At 62.2% G+C, this 19884-nt stretch carries 17 protein-coding genes; 6 read left to right on the top strand and 11 right to left on the bottom strand.

Going from position 1 to position 19884, the window contains the following annotated elements; genetic code table 11:
* Nucleotides 1-3: 3 nt before the first annotated feature.
* The 3 genes from surE to EA462_RS07705 are packed head-to-tail and all read right to left on the bottom strand — an operon-like array spanning nt 4 to nt 3262.
* Complete coding sequence (surE, locus tag EA462_RS07715) at nt 4-819, bottom strand: 5'/3'-nucleotidase SurE (RefSeq protein WP_124177991.1); 816 nt, start codon at nt 817-819, stop codon at nt 4-6.
* A gap of 50 nt (nt 820-869) precedes the next feature.
* On the bottom strand, nt 870-2435 hold the full coding sequence (locus EA462_RS07710; protein ID WP_124177990.1) for a small ribosomal subunit Rsm22 family protein: 1566 nt from the start codon (nt 2433-2435) through the stop codon (nt 870-872).
* Nucleotides 2432-3262 (bottom strand): prephenate dehydrogenase/arogenate dehydrogenase family protein, encoded by an 831-nt coding sequence (locus tag EA462_RS07705; RefSeq protein ID WP_124177989.1) that lies wholly within the window; start codon nt 3260-3262, stop codon nt 2432-2434. The genes EA462_RS07710 and EA462_RS07705 overlap by 4 nt, the downstream gene beginning before the upstream one ends.
* A gap of 217 nt (nt 3263-3479) precedes the next feature.
* On the opposite strand from EA462_RS07705, the gene EA462_RS07700 reads away from it, so the two are divergent.
* Nucleotides 3480-5039, top strand: coding sequence for a sensor histidine kinase (locus tag EA462_RS07700; protein ID WP_165872034.1), 1560 nt, complete (start codon nt 3480-3482; stop codon nt 5037-5039).
* Nucleotides 5040-5554: 515 nt separating this feature from the next.
* Here the strand turns inward: EA462_RS07700 and EA462_RS07690 are convergent.
* Nucleotides 5555-6205, bottom strand: a complete 651-nt coding sequence (locus tag EA462_RS07690; protein WP_124177986.1) for a GNAT family N-acetyltransferase — start codon at nt 6203-6205, stop codon at nt 5555-5557.
* Nucleotides 6206-6433: 228 nt separating this feature from the next.
* Between EA462_RS07690 and EA462_RS07685 the strand changes: the two genes are divergently transcribed.
* Together EA462_RS07685 and mutS are read left to right on the top strand one after the other, a co-directional pair.
* Nucleotides 6434-6985: a hypothetical protein gene (locus EA462_RS07685; protein ID WP_124177985.1), complete on the top strand. Its 552-nt coding sequence runs from the start codon at nt 6434-6436 to the stop codon at nt 6983-6985.
* A gap of 131 nt (nt 6986-7116) precedes the next feature.
* On the top strand, nt 7117-9954 hold the full coding sequence (gene mutS / locus EA462_RS07680) for a DNA mismatch repair protein MutS (protein ID WP_124177984.1): 2838 nt from the start codon (nt 7117-7119) through the stop codon (nt 9952-9954).
* A gap of 159 nt (nt 9955-10113) precedes the next feature.
* Here mutS and nucS read toward each other — a convergent pair whose 3' ends face one another.
* Nucleotides 10114-10845: an endonuclease NucS gene (gene nucS / locus EA462_RS07675; RefSeq protein ID WP_243641391.1), complete on the bottom strand. Its 732-nt coding sequence runs from the start codon at nt 10843-10845 to the stop codon at nt 10114-10116.
* A gap of 131 nt (nt 10846-10976) precedes the next feature.
* On the opposite strand from nucS, the gene EA462_RS07670 reads away from it, so the two are divergent.
* Nucleotides 10977-11501: a hypothetical protein gene (locus EA462_RS07670; RefSeq protein WP_124177982.1), complete on the top strand. Its 525-nt coding sequence runs from the start codon at nt 10977-10979 to the stop codon at nt 11499-11501.
* Nucleotides 11502-11643: 142 nt separating this feature from the next.
* Here EA462_RS07670 and EA462_RS07665 read toward each other — a convergent pair whose 3' ends face one another.
* Complete coding sequence (locus EA462_RS07665; RefSeq protein WP_124177981.1) at nt 11644-12141, bottom strand: hypothetical protein; 498 nt, start codon at nt 12139-12141, stop codon at nt 11644-11646.
* 291 nt (nt 12142-12432) lie between these two features.
* Between EA462_RS07665 and EA462_RS07660 the strand changes: the two genes are divergently transcribed.
* On the top strand, nt 12433-14367 hold the full coding sequence (locus EA462_RS07660; RefSeq protein ID WP_124177980.1) for a beta-CASP ribonuclease aCPSF1: 1935 nt from the start codon (nt 12433-12435) through the stop codon (nt 14365-14367).
* 64 nt (nt 14368-14431) lie between these two features.
* Here the strand turns inward: EA462_RS07660 and EA462_RS07655 are convergent, their stop codons facing one another.
* From EA462_RS07655 to EA462_RS07635, 5 genes are all read right to left on the bottom strand, one after another.
* Nucleotides 14432-15238: an endonuclease III domain-containing protein gene (locus EA462_RS07655; RefSeq protein ID WP_124177979.1), complete on the bottom strand. Its 807-nt coding sequence runs from the start codon at nt 15236-15238 to the stop codon at nt 14432-14434.
* 346 nt (nt 15239-15584) lie between these two features.
* Nucleotides 15585-16052 carry a DUF6691 family protein gene (locus EA462_RS07650; RefSeq protein WP_124177978.1) on the bottom strand — a complete coding sequence of 156 codons (468 nt, stop codon included), beginning with the start codon at nt 16050-16052 and terminating at the stop codon, nt 15585-15587.
* Nucleotides 16052-16552, bottom strand: a complete 501-nt coding sequence (locus EA462_RS07645; protein ID WP_124177977.1) for a YeeE/YedE family protein — start codon at nt 16550-16552, stop codon at nt 16052-16054. Before EA462_RS07645 ends, EA462_RS07650 begins: the two co-directional genes overlap by 1 nt.
* Before the next feature lie 94 nt (nt 16553-16646).
* Complete coding sequence (locus EA462_RS07640) at nt 16647-17444, bottom strand: succinylglutamate desuccinylase/aspartoacylase domain-containing protein (protein ID WP_124177976.1); 798 nt, start codon at nt 17442-17444, stop codon at nt 16647-16649.
* A gap of 126 nt (nt 17445-17570) precedes the next feature.
* Nucleotides 17571-18059 (bottom strand): DUF309 domain-containing protein, encoded by a 489-nt coding sequence (locus tag EA462_RS07635; protein WP_124177975.1) that lies wholly within the window; start codon nt 18057-18059, stop codon nt 17571-17573.
* A gap of 293 nt (nt 18060-18352) precedes the next feature.
* On the opposite strand from EA462_RS07635, the gene guaB reads away from it, so the two are divergent.
* Nucleotides 18353-19852, top strand: a complete 1500-nt coding sequence (gene guaB, locus EA462_RS07630; protein WP_124177974.1) for an IMP dehydrogenase — start codon at nt 18353-18355, stop codon at nt 19850-19852.
* Nucleotides 19853-19884 lie beyond the last annotated feature (32 nt).

The following is a 19884-nucleotide window of genomic DNA, read 5'->3' as shown; positions in this document are numbered from 1 at the left end:
CGCTCACTCGAGGAGGTGGTCGACGCCGACGACGGTGTCGGCGTACGCCGCGACGAGATCGTCGAGGATTTCGTGGTGATTCGTCGAGTGAGGGATCGTCAGCGGAGAGACGCTGATTCGACCCTCGGCAACGGCACGGCGGTCCGTTCCTTCCGGATCTGGGATCACCTCGGGATCCATCGTTTCCCAGACCCGATCGGTGAGGCGGATCGAGCCACCAGCACGTTCTGCACCCATCTCGTATCGCTTCGAGGGACGGGTAATCTCGATCGGGGAAGGCTCACCGCGTACCGGTGGCACGTTGACGTTGAGGTAGCCCGCGTGATCGAAAACTCCCGAACCGAGTCCGTGTTCGGCAAGGAACGTGGTTACGCGCGTCGCCTCAGCGTAGTCCGCCGTCGTCAGGTCGACGTCCGAAAGCGGCGCCTCGCCGACGGGAACGTACATGGAAGTCGCGATCGCGGGGAGATCGAAGAAGGCGGCTTCGACGGCGGCACCGATCGTTCCGGACCGGCCGAGAACGTACTCACCGAGGTTCGCACCCTTATTACACCCCGAGACGACGAGATCCGGATCGGGGCCGAGCTCTGAGAGCCCCGCGACGACGCAGTCTGCGGGCGTTCCGTGGACGGCGTAGCCGAGTTCGTGCTCGGAGACCTCGACCTCGTGTGAGATCGACCGGCCACAGGCGCTCTGGTCGTTTGCCGGCGCGACGACCGTAACGCTCGCATGGTCGGAAAGCGCCTCGTACAGGGCGCTGATGCCGGTGCTGTCGATCCCGTCGTCGTTCGTCAACAGGATCTCGAGGGTGTCGCTCATACGATGCGTCTCGGATGCGATCGCGAAAAGCCCTCCGCTTCGTGAGGCCCTCACGCGATCCGGTCGACGATCGTCTCGCCGTCGACGACCAGATTGTACGCCCCTTCGTCGTCGTTCCAGAGCGCGAGGGCCCGCTCGAACGAACAGAGGTCGCCGTACTCCGCCTCGAGCAACGGTCGGTTGAGCGACGTCTCCTTCGTAAGCACGGCGTAGTGATCGATCGATTCGCTTCCGTCGCTGATCTTGAACACCGGATTCGCTCGTGAACCGGAGTTGCCGCTCGAGTCAGAACCCGACTGTGACTCGGCACCGCCGTCACGTCCAGAACCGGTCGTTTCCCCTCCCCCAGCACTCAGCGATCGACTGAGTTTCGCCGCGACGAGATCGATTCGGTTCGGGACGTGCCGGTCCATCTCGGCCATCTTCGCCCAATCGGCCGTCTCGAGCGTTACGTCGACTCGACGAGCTCCATCGAGACGGAGCATAGCGTACGAAAACTGGACGTCGACGTTGACGAACTCGTCGGGTGCGTGGTCGGCGTCAGACTCGGGCGTTGCGTCGTCGAGCCGGCGCTGAAACGACGGAACCTCCAGGTCCGGCCTGGCGTCGAACGTCCAGCCGCGATCCGACGGACGGTCGGTTCCCCAGAGCCGAACCGTCGGCCCGTAGACCGTCACCGGTCCTCGTCGATCGTCCTGACCGCCGACGCGTTCGTCCTCGAGTTCTCGCTCGACCTCGCGCAATTGAATGCTGGTGTTTTTGTCCGCCGGCGCCATCGCGAGCATCGTCCCGTCCGGTGCGAGCGACTCGAGCGCAGAGCGAGCAACGCTCACCGGATCCTCGAGTTCGCTCAGGACGTTGCAGGCGAGTACGAGATCGAAGCCGTCGTCCGGCAGCGTCGGGTCGAACGTTCCCGTCTCGTCGACGGCCGTCGGATCGAACGCCTCGGCGGTCGTTCGGTGAATCGTCGAGTGAACGTTCCGTCCGGTTTCGTCCAGAAGTCCATCGAGGATGTCGGCCGCTGAACTGGGCTCGACGGCGTGATACTCGAGAAGCGCGTCGTCGGGCAGATACTCACAGAGACCGATCGCCGGGCCGCCGACGCCGGCACCGATGTCCAGGACCCGCAACCGCCGACCGAGTCGGCCGCGTTCGGCCAGATCGTCGAGCGCGTACTGGGCGGCGGCGTAGTATCCGGGGAGGTGATAGATCGCATAGCCCGCGGCGACGTCCTCGTCGTACTCGACGGGACGACCCGCGAGGTAGTTCGATTTGAACCGCCGGATCGTCGACCGGAGGAGATCGCCCGTCGCGTCTTCGTGCCAGTTCACGCCGTATCGTTCGACCAGCAGGTCCTCGAGCCGCTGTTCGTACGCGCTGGGAATCGAACGGACCGGCTCGGTTCGTGGCGAAACCGGTTCCTCGGTAACGGGAACGAACGTTCCGTCGTCACGCTCGAGGAGTCCGAGATCGACGGCGTCTTCCCGGAGGTGCTGTCGAACGACCGCGGGATGTGGATCGTCTGGAACGTACGTACAGATCTCGTCGGGGTCGATCGGTCGCACGTTTCGTAAGTACTTGGCGTTCGAGCGGATCGCCTCGCGCTGATCGTTCACTCGAACTCACCCGATCGCCCGTCCTCGTCCGCCCTCTCGCGTTCTCTGGCCTCGCTTTTCCGTCCGTCTTCCGTGCCGCCCGACGCGTCGTTGGCCTGCCACCGTGTCGCCGCATCGCGATACAGCGCCTCGAGTTCGTCACCATCGGCAGCCGCAATCTCGGTGGCCGCCTCTGCAACCGCATCCGCGCCGTCGAACGTCTCCTGGATATCGGCGTAGACGCGCGGCGTCCCCTCCGTCATCTGTTCGGCAAGCGTCCGCAGCTGCTCGTAAATCGGCGTCTCGAATCCGTCAGGTACCGACTTCGCCGCGAGAGCAAACGAGAGGACGGCCGCGTGCGTCGTCGCCTGTACCGTCTCCATCGCCTCGTCGTGTTCTATCGCGTCGGTCTCGACGAGATCGTTTCCGCGCCTCTCGAATCGTCTGAGGAGTTCGTCGACCACCGGTCCCGATCGGTCACGAACGACGGCGATCGTGCCGGGTGCACGTTCCGGCGCGAACAGCGGGTGAAGGCTCGCTCGCTCGAGTCCGGGTGCGTGAGCTTTCATCGACTCGAGAGGCGGCCCCATCACACCGGAGACGTCGACGAGCGCTCGTTGTGCACGATCGGCCTGACCGGCGACCGCGTCGGTGACGTGTGTCATCGGAACGGCGAGGCAGACGACCTCGTACCGCGTAGATCCGTCGAGATCGTCGGCGTCGCCGCCGATCGCGGCGGCGGCATCCGATGCGGCATCGGCATCGATATCCACGAAGGTGACGTCAGCATCGATGGTTCGGCCGACCCACGTCCCCATCGATCCCGCGCCGACGATCAGTACGTCCATCGATTCCAGCTATCCGCCGCCATCGCAAAAACGGTTCGGTCGATCCGTCGAAAGCTCGACTCGCGTTCTCGGACGTCACTCGCTCCGGTCTTCGCCGTCGAATTCTCGCACTAATTGTCAGAATATCGCATAGATTAGCTTTTCAGGGAGAAGCAGAGATACGATACCGACCGTGATGAGGCGATGCGAGTCGAATAGTAAACTAGCAGTCTACGTAATGGGAGCGCTGTCGATGCTTCTCGTCGGCGTTCACGGTTATCGGCTCGTCGTCGTCGAGAGCGCGTCGACAGTTGCGTTTTTGTTTCGAGATGTGGGACCGCTTTTGGTTTCCCTCCTCGTCGCCATTGCGATTTACTGGCTCACGACCCGGAACCTCGGTTCGAACGCGGCGTGTTGGATCTGTGCGTGGTTCGTCGCCGGGATGACGACGTTCGGTGGGATCGGATTCCTCATCGTGTTCACTCAGCAATCCGGTGGTGTCGCGTTGAACCTCCCGTACTACCTCGTCGTTAACAGCGCGACGGCCGGTGTCGGAATCGGGTTACTCGTCGGTCTGTACGACGTCCGGAGCAAAGAGCGCGATCGGATCCTCCTCGGACTCCACGATGCGACGCAGAACCTCATCGAGGCGAGATCGAAGAGGGACGCGTGTCAGGTCTCCGTCGATGCGGCACAGGTTATCCTCCAGCTCTCGCTGACGGGGATCTGGCTCCGAAACGATACGCAGTTAGCGCCGGCTGCGATGTCAGAGACCGCCCTCGAGACGTTCGAACATCCACCAACGTTCGACAGCGGTGAGAGCCTCGCCTGGAACGCATTCGAGAAGGGCACCCCCGAACTCTTCGAGGACATCGAAAATCACGAGGACGCACACAACCCCGAGACGCCGGTCGAGGCGGAGTACATCGTCCCGATCGGCAAACACGGGGTGATGATAAGCGGGACGCTCTCCGAAGGCGGATTCAGCTCGTTACAGTTGGAGCTCGCTCGAGTGATCGCCGCCCACACGGAGCTGGTTCTCGATCGCCTCGAGCGAACCGAGCGCTTGCGCGTTCGCGAAGCAGAGCTGAAACAGCAAAACGAGCGACTCGAGCGTTTTGCGAGCGTCGCATCTCATGACCTCCGAAACCCGATCAACGTGATGTCAGGCTACCTCACGCTGGCCGAAGAGACGGGGTCCGAGGAACACTTCGACGAGATCCGAACGGCCCTCGATCGAATGGAAACGCTCGTCGACGATTTACTGGCACTGGCAGAAAGCGGCAAGCCGATCCGGGAGACCACTCCTGCGAGCCTGAAATCCGTCGTCGAGGGGGCTCGAAACGGCGTCGCCCTCGAGGGAATCCGAGTCGAGATCGATCCGGATCTCGGCGTCGTCGAAGCCGACGAGTCGCGACTCAGACAGCTGTTCGAGAACCTATTTAGAAACGTACAAGATCACGCATCAGGTGCGGATACCATCAGAGTCACCGCGATCGACGACGGGGTCGCAGTCGAGGACAACGGGCCGGGGATCCCGCCAGCCGAACGCGACCGGATCTTCGAGTACGGATACACGAGCGCACAGTCCGGGACCGGACTGGGCCTCTCGATCGTCCAGGAGGTCGTCGCCGGACACGGGTGGAACATCTCCGTTCACGAAAGCGCCGACGGCGGCGCACGGTTCGAGATCCGCGGGATCGACGACCAGTGGTCGAAACAGGACCTCGAGGAACGGTTCCTCGAGTCCGATCGTCACACTCGCCACGAGGATGTGGGGAGTCACGATCGTCACTGACGACGCACGTTCCCTGAGTAAGAGACCCTGTTCGGTAATGCACTGACTTATTCAACCCGTCGCTGGCTATCGGTTATTCTGTCGGTGTAAGTGTGAACGTGGCCGGTGATGGCGGTTTAAGTGTGTCCTCTCAAGCGCCTTCACCAGTCGATGTACTAGACGACGTACCTGTCACAAACATCCTGTACATGATGCTTGAGCTGGGCTATGAGCTACCGGATCTCGATTCGCTGTTGCTGTGGTCGTCACGAGATCCAAATCCACACCGACCGAGGTTACGTGAGCAGGTGGAGTCATACGGTTTGCTGTGACTTTTTACCGGAGCGACCGCAGGAAGGCTCGCGGTCGCCCCGGTAACGACTTACAGTAGACCGTATGAGTCGGTTGGTGCGAGAGGGTCCGGCGGAAGTTGATATTCGCCTTTCGGGTACGGATACGTAGGATCGAGAATCCGATACGGTCCCATGATAAAGAGAAGCAAGTCGTCGGGATCGCTGTACGGGATAGAGTTGTGATTATCGACTGGCTCTCGGATTCGGCGGTGTCCGCTCTCGCCGGTCCTCGAGAAATCGTTCTTCGGCCTCGGAGAGATCGCGTTCGCGAAATTCCTCGAGGCCGGCCTGGTAGCGTTCGAAGCGGACGTCTTTGTGGCGGCTCTGTGAATCGGCTACCCCGTCGCCACTTCGCTCGTCGAGTTCGAGCGGCGACGGATACTCGAGGAGGAGTTCAGCGATACCCGTCGTCTCGCCGGTGTACACGAATCCGGTCCGATAGAGTGCTTCGTAGGCGAACGGATTATTGACGGCGATTCGGAGGCGATCGTAGCCGCGTTTCAGGGCGCGCTCGCGCACGAGGGAGAGGAGTTTCGGACCGATACCATCGCCGCGGTGTGCGCGGTCGACCGTGACGTACCGAATCCACAACGTTTCGTCGTCGGTGCGGTCCTCGTTGAACGCCGCGGCGGCGACGATCCGTCCGACATCGTGGTCGCGTTCACCGTCGGTATCGCCGTTCAGATCGAGTCGTTCGCTCGCCTCGTCGTCTTCGGTTCGGGCGACTGCTTTGCCGGTGTTCGACATGACGAATTTGCCCGCATAACTGAACCGCTCGTAATCGAGTCGAAGCGTCGGTCCGTCTGGCGGCCAGCCGAGCAGTTCGTACTCCACGGTATCTTATCGAGTCTCATCCATATAATTCCAACCTAGACGGACCACCGTCGGTCACCTCCGACACATCGTATTCACCCTCGAGACGTCCGTCTGGCCCTGCAGTCCTACAGAGATGTATTGATGTGCAGTGGCTACTATCGAAACCCGGATAAGGGATCGTCAGAAGGGGTCGTCGCTCGTGACGGACAAACGCTTTTACCACCACTTGTGGTAGACTGCCTCGCCATGAGCACCGAGTCCGATACCGTGTCCGCGTTCGGCATCAGCAGTAGCTGGGGATGGTCAATCGGCGGGATCGTCGGCGGTGTGATCGGAGCGGCCGCCTTCGGCCTCATCATGTGGCTGGTCGATCCCGAAATTCTGTCGGGAGCGATCCCCGCTATCTACGGTCTCGAGGCCGTCGGGGTCGTCGGCTGGGGAATCCATCTCGCACATGGAGCCGTCCTCGGTCTCGTCTTCGGATACGTCGTCAGCAGAGATCCCGTCCTTGGCGTGTTGAAGACGACTCCCGAAACGGAAGTGCTCTCACGAACCGGCGTGACACTCCGCGTTATCGCCGCTGGCTTCGTCTTCGGGCTAGCGATCTGGGCGATCCTTCCGCTGATCGTTCTCCCAGTCTGGCTCGAAACGATCGGAACTCAGGCGGCCGGCGACTTTCCGGGGATAGCCATCGAGAGCCTGATCGGTCACGTCCTGTTCGGCACTGTTCTCGGAATCGTCTTCGCCATCGGCGTCGACCTTCGTGACCGGACCTCCGGGACGCCGCTCGAGGAGTAGCTACCGATCCAACAGAACACCTCCGAAGCTGTGCTGATCGATCGTCCTCGGGGCACCTACGTCCGACGTCGCAATCGGCGGTCGGTTCACGACCAGCAAGCTATTTCCGCGTCCGGTGGCGGACTTCGAGTATGGATCCGGCGCTTGGCCCTCCCGAAGAGATGGCCGAGAAACGCGACGAGCTGACGCCCATGATGCGTCAATACCACGATCTCTGTGCGCGCTACGACGACGCGCTCGTCCTCTTTCAGGTCGGGGACTTCTATGAGACCTTCTGTGGTGGCGCCGAATGGACGGCGCGGCTACTCGAGATCGCACTCACCAGTCGCGAGGACAGCACGGGAGAGTATCCGATGTCCGGCATTCCCATCGACAACGCCGAATCGTACATCGAAACGCTTCTCGAGGCGGGCTATCGCGTGGCCGTTGCCGATCAGGTCGAAGAGCCAGGCGAGTCGCCCGGCGTCGTCGAACGAGCGGTGACTCGCGTCATCACGCCGGGGACGCTTACCGAGGACGAACTGCTCGCGAGCGACGACAACAACTTCGTCGCCGCGGTCGCACGCGGCGATGGCGGCGGGGCTCGATCGGGAGGTGAAGGCGCCCAAGATCGGGAAAACGCGACGACCAGCGCGAATGCCGCGGACGGCGAAGACGTGGCTGAGACACTCGCACTCGCTCTCCTCGACGTCTCGACCGGCGATTTCCTCGCGACGAGTTCGAACTCGAGCGAGACGATCGCTGACGAGATCAGCCGGTTCGATCCCGCGGAGGCCGTCGTCGGTCCGTTCGCATCCGAGGACGTCCTTCCCGACGACTGTATGGTGACGCCGTTCGATCCCGACGCGTTCGAACTCGCTCGCGGGACGGACCTGCTGTCGTCGTACTTCGGAGACCCCGATGCGCTGCTCGCTGCTGACGCCGAGATACGAGCCTGCGGTGCCTTGCTGGCGTACGCAGAGTACGTTCGCGGCGGCGAACACGAGGGCGAACGGGGGGAAACCGAACGCGAAACCGCTGACGACGACCGGGAGGGGTTCGCTGCGGTCGACGATCCACAGCGAACCCGCCTCGAGTATCTCACCCACCTCACCCGATACGATCCCCGCGAGTACCTGCTGCTCGACGCCGTTGCACTGCGAAGCCTCGAGCTGTTCGAGCCGCGGGCCGTCCGCGGTCACGAGGACGCGACGCTCGCCGGCGTCGTAGACGAGACTGCAAGCGCCCTCGGCGGTCGGAAACTTCGAGACTGGCTTCGACGGCCGCTGCTCGATCCCGATCGAATCGAGTCGCGACTCGACGCCGTGGAGGAGCTGACCGGTGACGTCCAGACCCGCGAGTCCGTACACGACCTCCTTCGAGACGTCTACGACCTCGAGCGCCTCATCGGGCGGATCTCGCGAGAACGCGCGAACGCTCGGGATCTCCGATCCCTTCGCGACACTCTCGCGGTGATTCCGACACTTCGCGAGCACCTCGACGACTGTGAGTGCGAGCGACTCGAGCGACTTTTCGACCAGCTCGACCCTCTCTCGGACGTCCGGACGCTCGTCGACGACGCCATCGTCGACGATCCGCCGATCGAGATCACGGAGGGTGGAATCATCGCGAAGGACTACGACGGGCGGCTCGACGATCTGCGTTCGAGCGCACGCGACGGGAAGCAATGGATCGACGACCTACAGGAGCGAGAGCGAGAGCGGACCGGCATCGACTCGCTCAAGGTCGACTACAACTCGGTCCACGGCTACTATCTCGAGGTGACGAATCCGAACCTCGAATCGGTCCCGGAGAACTACGAGCGCCGTCAGACGCTAAAGAACGCAGAACGGTTCGTCACGCCGGAACTCAAAGATCGCGAGGATCGGATCGTCAGCGCCGAGGAGCGAGCGGACGAGCGCGAGTACGATATCTTCTGTGCGGTTCGTCGCGAGATCGCAACCGAAGTCGAGCGGGTTCAGCGACTCGCGGAGGCAGTTGCGACCCTCGACGCGCTGGTCTCGCTTTCGACGGTCGCCGCTCAGTACGACTACTGTCGACCCGAGATCGACGGGTGCACCGGCGGGATGGACGGCGGCGGCGAAGGGGAACCCGGTCTCGAGATCGAGATCGAGGGCGGTCGCCATCCGGTCGTCGAGCGGACCCAGGAGTCGTTCGTTCCAAACGACGTACACCTGTCCAGAGATCAGCGGTTGGCGGTGATAACTGGGCCGAATATGTCGGGGAAGTCGACGTACATGCGACAGATCGCCCAGATCGTACTGCTGGCACAGGTCGGGAGCTTCGTCCCCGCGAACTCAGCCCGACTCACTCCGGTCGAGCAGATCTTCACGCGCGTCGGCGCGAGCGACGACATCGCGGGCGGACGTTCAACGTTCATGGTCGAGATGGACGAACTGGCGACGATCCTCCGCGAGGCCGACGACCGCTCGCTCGTTTTGCTCGACGAGGTCGGCCGGGGAACGTCGACCGCGGACGGCCTCGCACTCGCGCGAGCGATCACCGAACACGTCCACGACGTGGTCGGCGCGACGACCCTATTTGCGACCCATCACCACGCTCTAACCGAACTCGCGGACGATCTCGAGGCCGCGTTCACACTCCACTTCGAGGTCGGTCAGGACGACGGCGACGTCGTCTTCCGCCACGAAGTCGCTCCCGGTGCGGCGACGGGGTCCTACGGCGTCGAGGTCGCGACAGCGGCTGGCGTTCCCGGGGACGTCGTCGACCGCGCTCGAGAGCTGGCCGCCGAGACCGACGGCGACGAACTCGAGGCGGAGGGAACGCTCGGAGACGAGCGGGCGGTCGATAGGCGAGTACCGGACGGTTCGACGGCGACCGCAACCGCGGATGGCGGGGACGTCCCCGTCGACGTCGCCGCCGAACTCCGGTCGCTCGATCTCGCCCACCTCACCCCCGTCGAAGCGCTGACGGAACTCGATCGACTAAAGCGACTGCTCGAGGAGTAGAAAACCGTATACCGAACCGACGAGTGTCTCGAGCGTTCAGGTACTGGCGAACGAACGAGTACTATCGGACGGACGTTTTCCGTATCGTTCAACTGTTGTTCCGGACAGTGACTGTGGCTTTGGCCGACAGCCGTGTTTTTGGACGGTCCCGTGTCTTTCTCACTCCGCTATCGGCTCGAGCGAGACGAACTCGAGTCCGTGCTCGGCCAGCAGTCGGTCGGCGCGATCCGTCACGGACGGTGCGACGAGAATTCCGCGGATCGACGCGTCGGCGTGGAGGTCTCGGCCCAGCGAATCAACGTAGCGGCGAAGCTGACTCACCGCGTCCGGACCCACTCGGCGGCGTTTGAGTTCGACGACGACGGCCCGTCCCGAAGAATCCTCGCCGTAGATGTCGATCGCTCCGGCCGGCGTCTCCCGTTCGGTCGCAAGCGGTGTAAAGCCCGTCCCGAGCAGCTCCGGCTCGTCGAGGATGCGCGTCCGGAGATCCTCTTCGGTTCCCGACAGCGTGAGATCGCTCTCGTCGGTTCCCGAGAACGCAGATATCTGTCGCACGGTCGAAAATCGAACGAGAAGCCGTTCCGCCGGCGTCGATCGATTGGTCTCGAGAACGAGTTCCTCGGTACCGTCGTCCGCGGCCACGCGCCGAACGGCGTGTTCGCAGCCGGGCGGCTGCCAGTTGACCGGCTGTTGTCCCTCGTCGGTGTGAACCAGCGTCGTCCCGTCGGGTTTGAGCATCACGTGGCGGTCGCCGGCGTCGAGTTGACTCGAGGCCCGCCCGTCGTAGTCGACCGTGCATCGTCCGAACACCGTCACGAGCGCGTCTCGCTCGAGCCCGCTTTCGATCAGGTCGTGGCCGGCCGCGATCGACGGCTGCTCTATGGTGTGGATAGCCGCGTTTTCCGTCGTGGTCACTGGGGACCGCTAGCCGTCGGTTGGATAAAAGGAATACGACACGCTCGAACGTGTGAAGCCGAGTCGTAGATAAAGCCTTACGGTCGGTCGAACCCGCGAGCTAGTGAATGATGACGAACCTCCGAACCCGTCGACGGGTTCTTCAGCTTACCGGCACGGGTATCGCGGCTTCGATCGCTGGCTGTTCGGATCTCAGCGCCATCGACGGCGAGAACGGCGACGGGGCCGAAGAGGACGGCCACCTCACCGCGCTCGCTGAACCGGACGCGAGCGATCTTCAGGAACTCCAACAACGAGCGATGGCGGGGGAACTCTCGGAGGAAGAGGCGATTCAACGACAACAGGAACTCTTCGAGGACGCGATAGACGACTTCGAGGGTCGCGTGGACTCGGAAGCCGAAGCTGATCTCAGTATCGAAGAGGAAGAACAAGAGGGTGGCGTCTATCGCGTCGACGGCTCTGCCGACGTGCTTGTCGATGCACTCCGAACGGGAGAAATCTCCGTACTGGCTGGAACCGATCTCTACGATCAAATCATCCAGCAACGGGAGCAACAACAGGAACAACAACCCGAGGAAGTGCCGGACGGAGAGGAGATCGAGGGACAGGACGGATCGGAGGAAGACGAGTAATCTGACGACGGTGTGGCGGGCGAGAACTGAGCGGGGTTCATCAGACGTCGAACCGTCTGACGGCTGAACCGGACCGGAAAACGAGGGTCTCGCTCGAGAGACGGATTCTCCGATAATCGGATGGATGCTCCGACGACCGGTGTTACGGACGTTCCGTGGATTCGAGGGCGAAGGGGCTCTCGCGTTCGGTCCAGCTCCATCCCGGTATTCGCTCTTGAAATCCTGCTGCGAGCGCTGCCTCGAGATCGTCGACGCCCGCGTTTTCGTCGTCGTCGCCGTGAACGTGGAGGTCCGCGTAATGAAACGTCGCCTCACCCAACGTCCGCAACGGTTGGGTTCCGGCGATCGTCGCCGCGAGTTCGCGACCCAGGAGTTCGTCGACGACGAATCCGGGATGATCTCCCGTCACGTCGAGTTCACGGAGGATGGCGACCAGCGCGGCGACGTTGACCGCCAGATCCCCATCGGCGAACACCGTATCGACTTCGTCGACGTACTGCGTCTCGGTTACCGGATCGACGTCGGTGTCGAATATCTCCCCTAGATCGTCACGGACGTCGTTGATGACGGGAACGACGGTGTTCGATCGGTTTTTGATCCACTCACGTTCGGTGCCAACGCGCTCTCGTGTGACGTTCATCGGTCTCTCTCGACTCGAGTTCGGGCCCGAGCGTCCTTGCTTTTGCGAAGGCTTTTATACCACGCAGGGAATAGCGTCAGGTAAGCGGGTTCTCCCTGGAATCTTCCCGCACAAACCAGGATAACCGACCTGGGGACGTGTTCGTCACGATACGGAGTTACACAGGATGATTCGGAACAGGAGACGTGCTGCGCCGTCCCGTCGGGGACGGTCGTGGCGCTCTCAGTTTCCCCACCATCTCGACGAACTCGACCCCTGGCGGCGAGTTCGCGCAAGCCACATCTGGCGATTATGAGCACTGTAGAGCAGCAACTCGACGATTTGCAAGCAGAGATCACGAGCGAGCTACCGAGCGATATCTCGGTCTCCTCGGTGAAGTACGAAGGACCGGAGCTGGTCCTCTATACGCGCGACCCGAAGAAGTTCGCCCGGCAGGGTGATCTCGTCCGGAAGCTCGCGAGCAAGCTCCGAAAGCGGATCACCGTCCGACCCGATCCGAGCGTTCTCTCTCGGCCCGAAGAGGCTCGAGAGCAGGTTATGAACGTAATCCCCGAAGAAGCGGGGGTCACGGATCTGGATTTCCACATCGACACTGGCGAGGTCGTTATCGAGGCCGAGAAACCGGGAATGGTCATCGGCCGTCACGGCTCGACCCTCCGCGATATTACGAAAAACGTCGGCTGGACGCCGGAGGTCGTTCGCACGCCACCGATCGAATCGTCGACGGTTTCGAACGTTCGGAGTTTCCTCAAACAAGAACGCGACGAACGACGGGACATCCTCGAACGAGTCGGCCGACAGATCCACCGCGAGGAGATGTCCGACGACGAGTACGTCCGTATCAGCACGCTCGGTTGCTGTCGAGAGGTCGGTCGTGCCTCGTTCATCCTCTCGACGGCAGAAACGCGGATCCTCGTCGACTGTGGTGATAAACCCGGTGCCGAGGGCGAGGTGCCGTACCTCCACGCGCCAGAGGCGCTCGGAGCAGGACCGCAGACGATCGACGCGGTCGTCCTCACTCACGCCCACCTCGACCACTCCGCACTTATTCCCCTTCTGTTCAAGTACGGCTACGACGGGCCGATTTACTGTACCGAGCCGACGCGGGACCTGATGGGCCTGCTCACGCTCGACTACCTCGACGTTGCGGCCAAGGAAGGGCGTACGCCACCCTACGAGTCTGAACAGGTCCGCGAGGCGATCAAACACTGCATTCCACTCGAGTACGGCGACGTCACGGACATCGCACCCGACATCAAGCTCACGTTCCACAACGCGGGCCACATTCTCGGCTCCGCAGTGAGTCACTTCCACATCGGAGACGGCCTCTACAACGTCGCGTTCTCGGGCGACATTCACTACACGGATACTCGCCTGTTCAACGGCGCTGTCAACGACTTTCCCCGCGTCGAGACGCTCGTTCTCGAGTCGACCTACGGCGGTCGAAACGACTATCAGACGGACCAACAGGACTCCGAGACGAAACTGAAAGAGGTCGTCCAGAAAACCTACGACAAGGGTGGGAAAGTCGTCATTCCGGCGTTCGCAGTCGGTCGATCCCAGGAGATCATGCTTGTTATCGAGGAGGCGATGCGCAGCGGAGACATCCCATCGATGCCCGTTCACCTCGACGGAATGATCTGGGAAGCGACAGCGATTCACACCACCTATCCCGAGTACCTCCGCGACGACCTTCGCGATCGGATCTTCCACGACGACGAGAACCCCTTCCTCGCGGAGGAGTTCAATCACATCGATGCCGGCGAAGAAGAACGTCAGGAGGTCGCAGACGGAGGTCCGTGTATCATCCTCTCGACGTCCGGGATGGTTACCGGCGGTCCCATCATGTCCTGGCTCGGCCACATCGGTCCCGACCCGGACTCGACGCTCGTCTTCGTCGGCTACCAGGCACAGGGAACCCTCGGCCGACGCATTCAGAACGGCTGGGACGAGATCCCGACCAGCGCTGTCGGTGCGAGAAACGACGACAACAGTCGCGGAACCCTTTCGTTGAACATGGACGTCCAAACTGTCGACGGCTTCTCCGGCCACGCAGACCGCGCGGGCCTCGAGAACTTCGTCAAAACGATGAACCCGCGACCCGAAAAGGTCCTCTGCGTTCACGGCGACGAGCGATCGACTCAGGACCTTTCTTCGGCACTCTATCACGAGTACAACATGCGTACGTTCGCGCCGAAGAACCTCGAGACGTTCCGATTCCTGTAGGACTTTCTTCCGATACGACGTTTTCGATTGGTTGACAGACAGCTCGTTCGGACGATAACCGCACCTACGCGTCCGACGGGTCGACGATCTCGTTCGTCTCCGGATAGACGCCGACCTGATCACACAGATCACCCATCGGGCAGGCGTCGGGATCCTCGAGACACGCCGGCTTTCGAGCTCGACAGTATTCGCGGCCGAACTGGATCGTCGCCGTGTGCCCGAACCCGCACTTAGAGGCCGGAACCTCGCGTTCCAGGACGGATCGAACCCCCTCGTGATCCGCGTCCGCAGGGGCGATACCAAGACGGCGATAGATCCGATGGACGTGGGTATCGACGGGAAAGATACCGACGCGCCCGCCCGCAAACAGCAACACGCAGTCGGCGGTCTTCGGGCCGACTCCACGAACCGAGAGGAGCGTCTCGCGGACCGTCTCCGGCTCTTCGTCCTTGACGAACGCATCGAACGCGCGAGCGGAGCCGAACTGTTCTCTGACCCATTCGGCCGTTTCGATGATGACCTCGGATTTCTGGTTGTAGAGGCCCGCGGAGCTGATCGTCTCCGCGAGTTCCGATCGTTCCGCGCTCGCGAGTGATTCTGCGAGGTCGACGTTTCCGCCCCCGTATCGCTCGAGCAGGTCGTCGTGAGCGGGTTGACTCGCCTTGTCGCTCGTGTTCTGACTCAGAATCGTCCGGACGAGACAGGTGAACGCGTCCTGACCGCCGTAGGTCTTCTGCCAGTACAGTTCGCCCAATCGGTCGATAACGCGTTCGGCGCGCGTTTCGGCGGTCGACGGATCGAACTCGGTGGCAATACCGCCGCCGCTCTCCCCGCCGCTGATGTTCATCGACGGCTCCGGATCCTCACTCATCGAGAGAAATGCAGGGCTGGAGAACTATCGGCGTGTTGGTCTCGTATCGAATCGACGTCCCGTCAGGACAGCTTCGTCTTGCAGCTGAACTGTTCGTCACACTCCGTACACGTCGCGGATCTCGCGAACCCCTCTTTCAGGGAGCCAGCCGATTTGACAGTTCTCATAACTGTCATATTAATGTCGACGCTCGTCGGTTCGTCGCAGTACGGACAGACGACTCGCTGAGTCATACGTCAACATATCACGGTTCTCCTCATTGACTGTTGTGGCCCTTCTATATGGAACAGTGACAGGTTTCATACGAGTCGATACGCGTCTTTCGATACGAACAGACGTGATAAACTCAGTCGGCGGTCGTCGCAGGCGTGTTTCTCTCGGTGCGCGCTGAGCGCCAGAATCCCTGGATGTAAGCGCCGACGAACATTCCGGCGATACCGTAGAGGATCGGGACGTTCCCGATTCCGAGGCTGGCATACGCTGCTCCGGGGCAGATACCCGACAGTCCCCACCCGATTCCGAATATTCCGCCGCCGATGACGACGTTCTTGTCGAGGCTCTTCAGCCGCCGCTCGTAGACCGCACCCGTCAGGGGAGCGCGACTCCGGAACTGTTTGACGCCGAAGAACGTGATTCCGGTTACGATTGCGGCTCCGAACATCACGAACAGCAATCCGAAGTCCGTAAACTGCAGGAAGCTCAGGACGACTTCCGGCTGAGCCATGTGACTGAACCCGAGGCCGAACCCGAAGAGCAATCCGCCGACGAACACGAGCGGCAGGAACAGCGGGTGTTGGTCGTGCTCTGGGGACATTACGGGCTCACCCCCACGGCCTGGATTAGCTGTGCCGTTCCGATCGCGATGAACAGAAACGTCGCGACGCCGACGAACGAAGCACTCGAGACCGAGCCGACGCCGCAGACGCCGTGACCCGACGTACAGCCCTTCCCGACGCGGGTACCGATCCCGATCAAGACGCCACCGACGAACAGCCTCCACCACTGGACGTCAGTCGTCCAGAGGCCGTCCTGTGGTGAGACCGTCACCGCGTAGATGGCGGCTCCGATGACGATGCCGACCGTGAAGACGATGCGCCAGTCGCGCGATGGACGATACTGCTGGAACCGCGAGAGACTCGATCCGTAAGAGAGCGTCGACTCGAGGAACGTACTCGCGCCGGCGGCGGTCCCCGTACCGAGGTAGATCACGGCGACCCCGAGGCCGACGAACAGTCCGCCGATCGCGTAGTGGCTGATCCCGTTCGGGAACAGCTCCGCGAACAGGGCGACGAACAGCGAAAGCGTAGCAGTCATCACTCACCGAAAGGGATCCTCGCGGTATCAATCCTCCCCCGGCGGGGAAAATTGTGCGTATCTCGGACGGCCAAATTGATCTGGACGAGACGGATCAATCCGCCGTCGGCGTCGTCGTCAGAACGTCGATTTTCTCGGCTGCGTAGCCGAAGACGTCACGGTAGCCGTTCGGAGACATCAGAACGGGGTAGAACGAGTCCGATGCCACCTGTGTACTTCCGTCGGCGGCGGCGAACGGATCGCCGGGTTCGACCTCGGTGAAGTTGTCGACGAACACCTCGTACGTGTCGGCCCGGTTCTTGCCGATAACGTCAGTGAGGCGGTAGACCGGGAGATCCCGTCGGACCGTATCGCCGGGGAGCGCTTCGACGGCCGTCAGGAACGCTCGAGTCAACCGGTCTGCGTTCTGGGCGGCCGTCTCCGATCCTTGCAGCCCGCATTCGACTTCGATCGTTTCGATCTCCGAAAAGAGTCGTCCCTCAGCGAAGTTACTCGTCTCGACCATCGCCGCGACGGGAAGCTGTGGAACGAGGTCCGTCGCCGTCTCGGTGACTGAATTGACGATCGCAAACGGATCGGCGTGGCTCTGGGTCGAGTGCATCGAGAACGTCAGGCACCCTTCGAGCTCCCCGACCAGTTCGTGGGCGAGTTCACCTTCGTGGGTCCCTGCGTTCGGTCCTCCAGGGAACGCCCGGTTCAGATCCACGTCGACGAATCGGACCTGACGCTCGAGTGCCTTTTCGTTGGCGACGACGAGTTTGACGGGACGTTCGACGGTCGGGCGCTCATCGAGGAGACGTTCGATGGCGCGAACCCCACAGGGCTCGTCACCGTGGATGCCCGCAACGACTGCAATCTCCGGCGTTCCCGACCCGATCTGTGCAACTCTCATTACGTACAGATTGGGCTACGTCTTCAAATGCCGTTCGGTCTTTTGCGAGTTCGGTAGTCTGACCGACCAGAGCGCCGGCCGGACGCGCGGGCGTCGGATCGCAGACGACCGGCACGGACTATCCGGTTACCCTTCGAGTTCGTCGAGGTATTCGTAGTCGTCCGGACGGGCGACCGGTCGCTCCCCGTCGAGTGGGATGTCCCAGCCGTCGATTCGGCCCGGCTCATTGATGGCGTTCGTCAGGACCGTTCGAACCTGGAGGACGTCGACGCCGTAGTAGTCCCTCGGCGTTCCCTGCAGATACTGGAGCGCGGTCTCGAAGAGCGATCGCATCCCGTCGTCGTCTTCGAAGTCAAAGCGTTTGTACGCGCCCGCAGCCACCTGAACCATTCCGTGGAGAAACGCGCTTTCGGTCGTCCCACGGCCGTAGTTGTACCACTCGAGTTCGAAACAGTCGTGGCTCTCGTGATAGGCCCCCGAGTTGAACAGCCGGACGCCGTGGACGACCGCCCGTCGAAGCGTCGCGTGCTCCCAGCGCCCTTTCGCCTCGAGCCACCCCGTCGGATCACCAGTCGGCGGCGGATCGACGCTCGGATCGCGAGTGTGATCGTCCATACCGTAAGAGACGGCGGCCGGAGAACTTAATCCACTCGCGTTCCAGGTATCGGTCAGATGAATTACCCGTACGGCCGCTGTCAGCAGTGTGGAGAGCGACTCTACGAGCACATCGACGGAGGATATCAGTGTCACAACTGCCACAGCCGGTATTCCATGGATCAGTTCGACAACGACTCGCCGTGACGGATCGGGCGAATGCGCTCGCATGACGATCCTTGACGGCCGCGTCACGCGGTCGAATCCGCTTTCTATCTCGCAACGCTTTTTGCTCGCGGCTTCGGACGGTTTACATGGCGAACGATGTTCCCGAGCACGGGTCATATTCTTCGAAACTCGACGTACCGGAAGCGCTGACGTTCGACGACGTTCTCCTTCGACCCAAAGAGAGCCGCGTCGAACCCGACGACGCCGACCTGACTTCTCGCGTCTCGAAAACGGTCGAAGTTTCCGTCCCGATCCTCTCGGCTGCGATGGACACGGTGACCGAGAGCGGAATGGCGACCGCGATGGCCCGCCACGGCGGTCTCGGTGTCCTCCATCGTAACATGAACATCGACGAGATGGTCGAGGAGATCGAACGCGTCAAAACCGCCGACGAACTCATTATTCCGCTCGATTCCGTCGTCACCGCGGACCCGGAGATGAGCGTCCGCGAAGTCGACGATCTGATGGCCCGCGAGGGAGTCGGTGGCGCACCGGTCGTCAACACGCGCGGGGAAGTACTCGGTATTATCTCGAGTACGGATATCCGTCCCCACCTCGAGGTCAACGAAGACGATCCCGTCACCGAAGCGATGACGGACGAGGTCATCACGGTCCACGAGGACGTCGACGCACGCGACGCCTTCGATCTGATGTACGATCACAAAATAGAGCGCGTTCCGGTCGTCGACGACGAGAACCTCCTCGTCGGCCTGGTGACGATGCAGGGCATCCTCCAGCGCCGCGAGTACAAGGAAGCGGTTCGCGACGAGGACGGCCGGCTCCGTCTCGGCGTCGCGGTGAGCCCGTTCGAACTGGATCGCGCCGAAGCGGCCGACAACGCCGACGCTGACGTGCTGTTCATCGACACCGCCCACGCACACAACCGGAACGTCATCGAGGGCGCTCGAGAGATCAAAGCGGCGGTCGAAGCCGATGTCGTCGTCGGAAACGTTGGGACTCGGGAGGCTGCGGCGGATCTCGTCGATTTCGCGGACGGGATCAAAGTCGGTATCGGACCGGGATCGATCTGTACGACCCGCGTCGTCTCCGGATCGGGGATGCCCCAGATCACGGCCGTCGCGCAGGTCGCGGACGTGGCGAGCGAGCACGGCGTGCCCGTCATCGCGGACGGCGGAATCCGATACTCCGGCGACGCGATCAAGGCGATCGCCGCGGGTGCCGACGCGGTCATGCTCGGATCGTATTTCGCGGGTACCGACGAGGCACCCGGCCGAGTCGTCACGATGAACGGCAAGAAGTACAAGCAGTATCGGGGGATGGGATCGGTCGGCGCGATGAAATCCGGCGACAGTGATCGCTATCTCAAAGAGGAGCCCGACGACGACGAGTACGTTCCCGAAGGCGTCGAAGCCGCGACGCCGTTCAAGGGAACGCTTCGATCCGAACTGCACCAACTAGCGGGCGGAATGCAGTCGGGGATGGGCTACGTCGGTGCGGGAACGATTCCCGAGTTCAAAACGCGCTCTGAGTTCGTCCGCGTCTCTTCGGCCGGCCAGGCCGAGAGTCACGCCCACGACGTAGTGATTACCGACGAAGCACCGAACTACTCGCCGGATAGCAGCTAACCGGACGGCACTCGGTTGTCGTCGGGTCGTCG

It is taken from the genome of Natrarchaeobius halalkaliphilus (assembly GCF_003841485.1).
Classification (GTDB): Archaea; Halobacteriota; Halobacteria; order Halobacteriales; family Natrialbaceae; genus Natrarchaeobius; species Natrarchaeobius halalkaliphilus.
Note: the sequence above shows the minus strand (reverse complement) of the source record. Positions and strands in the feature narration are given on the sequence as shown.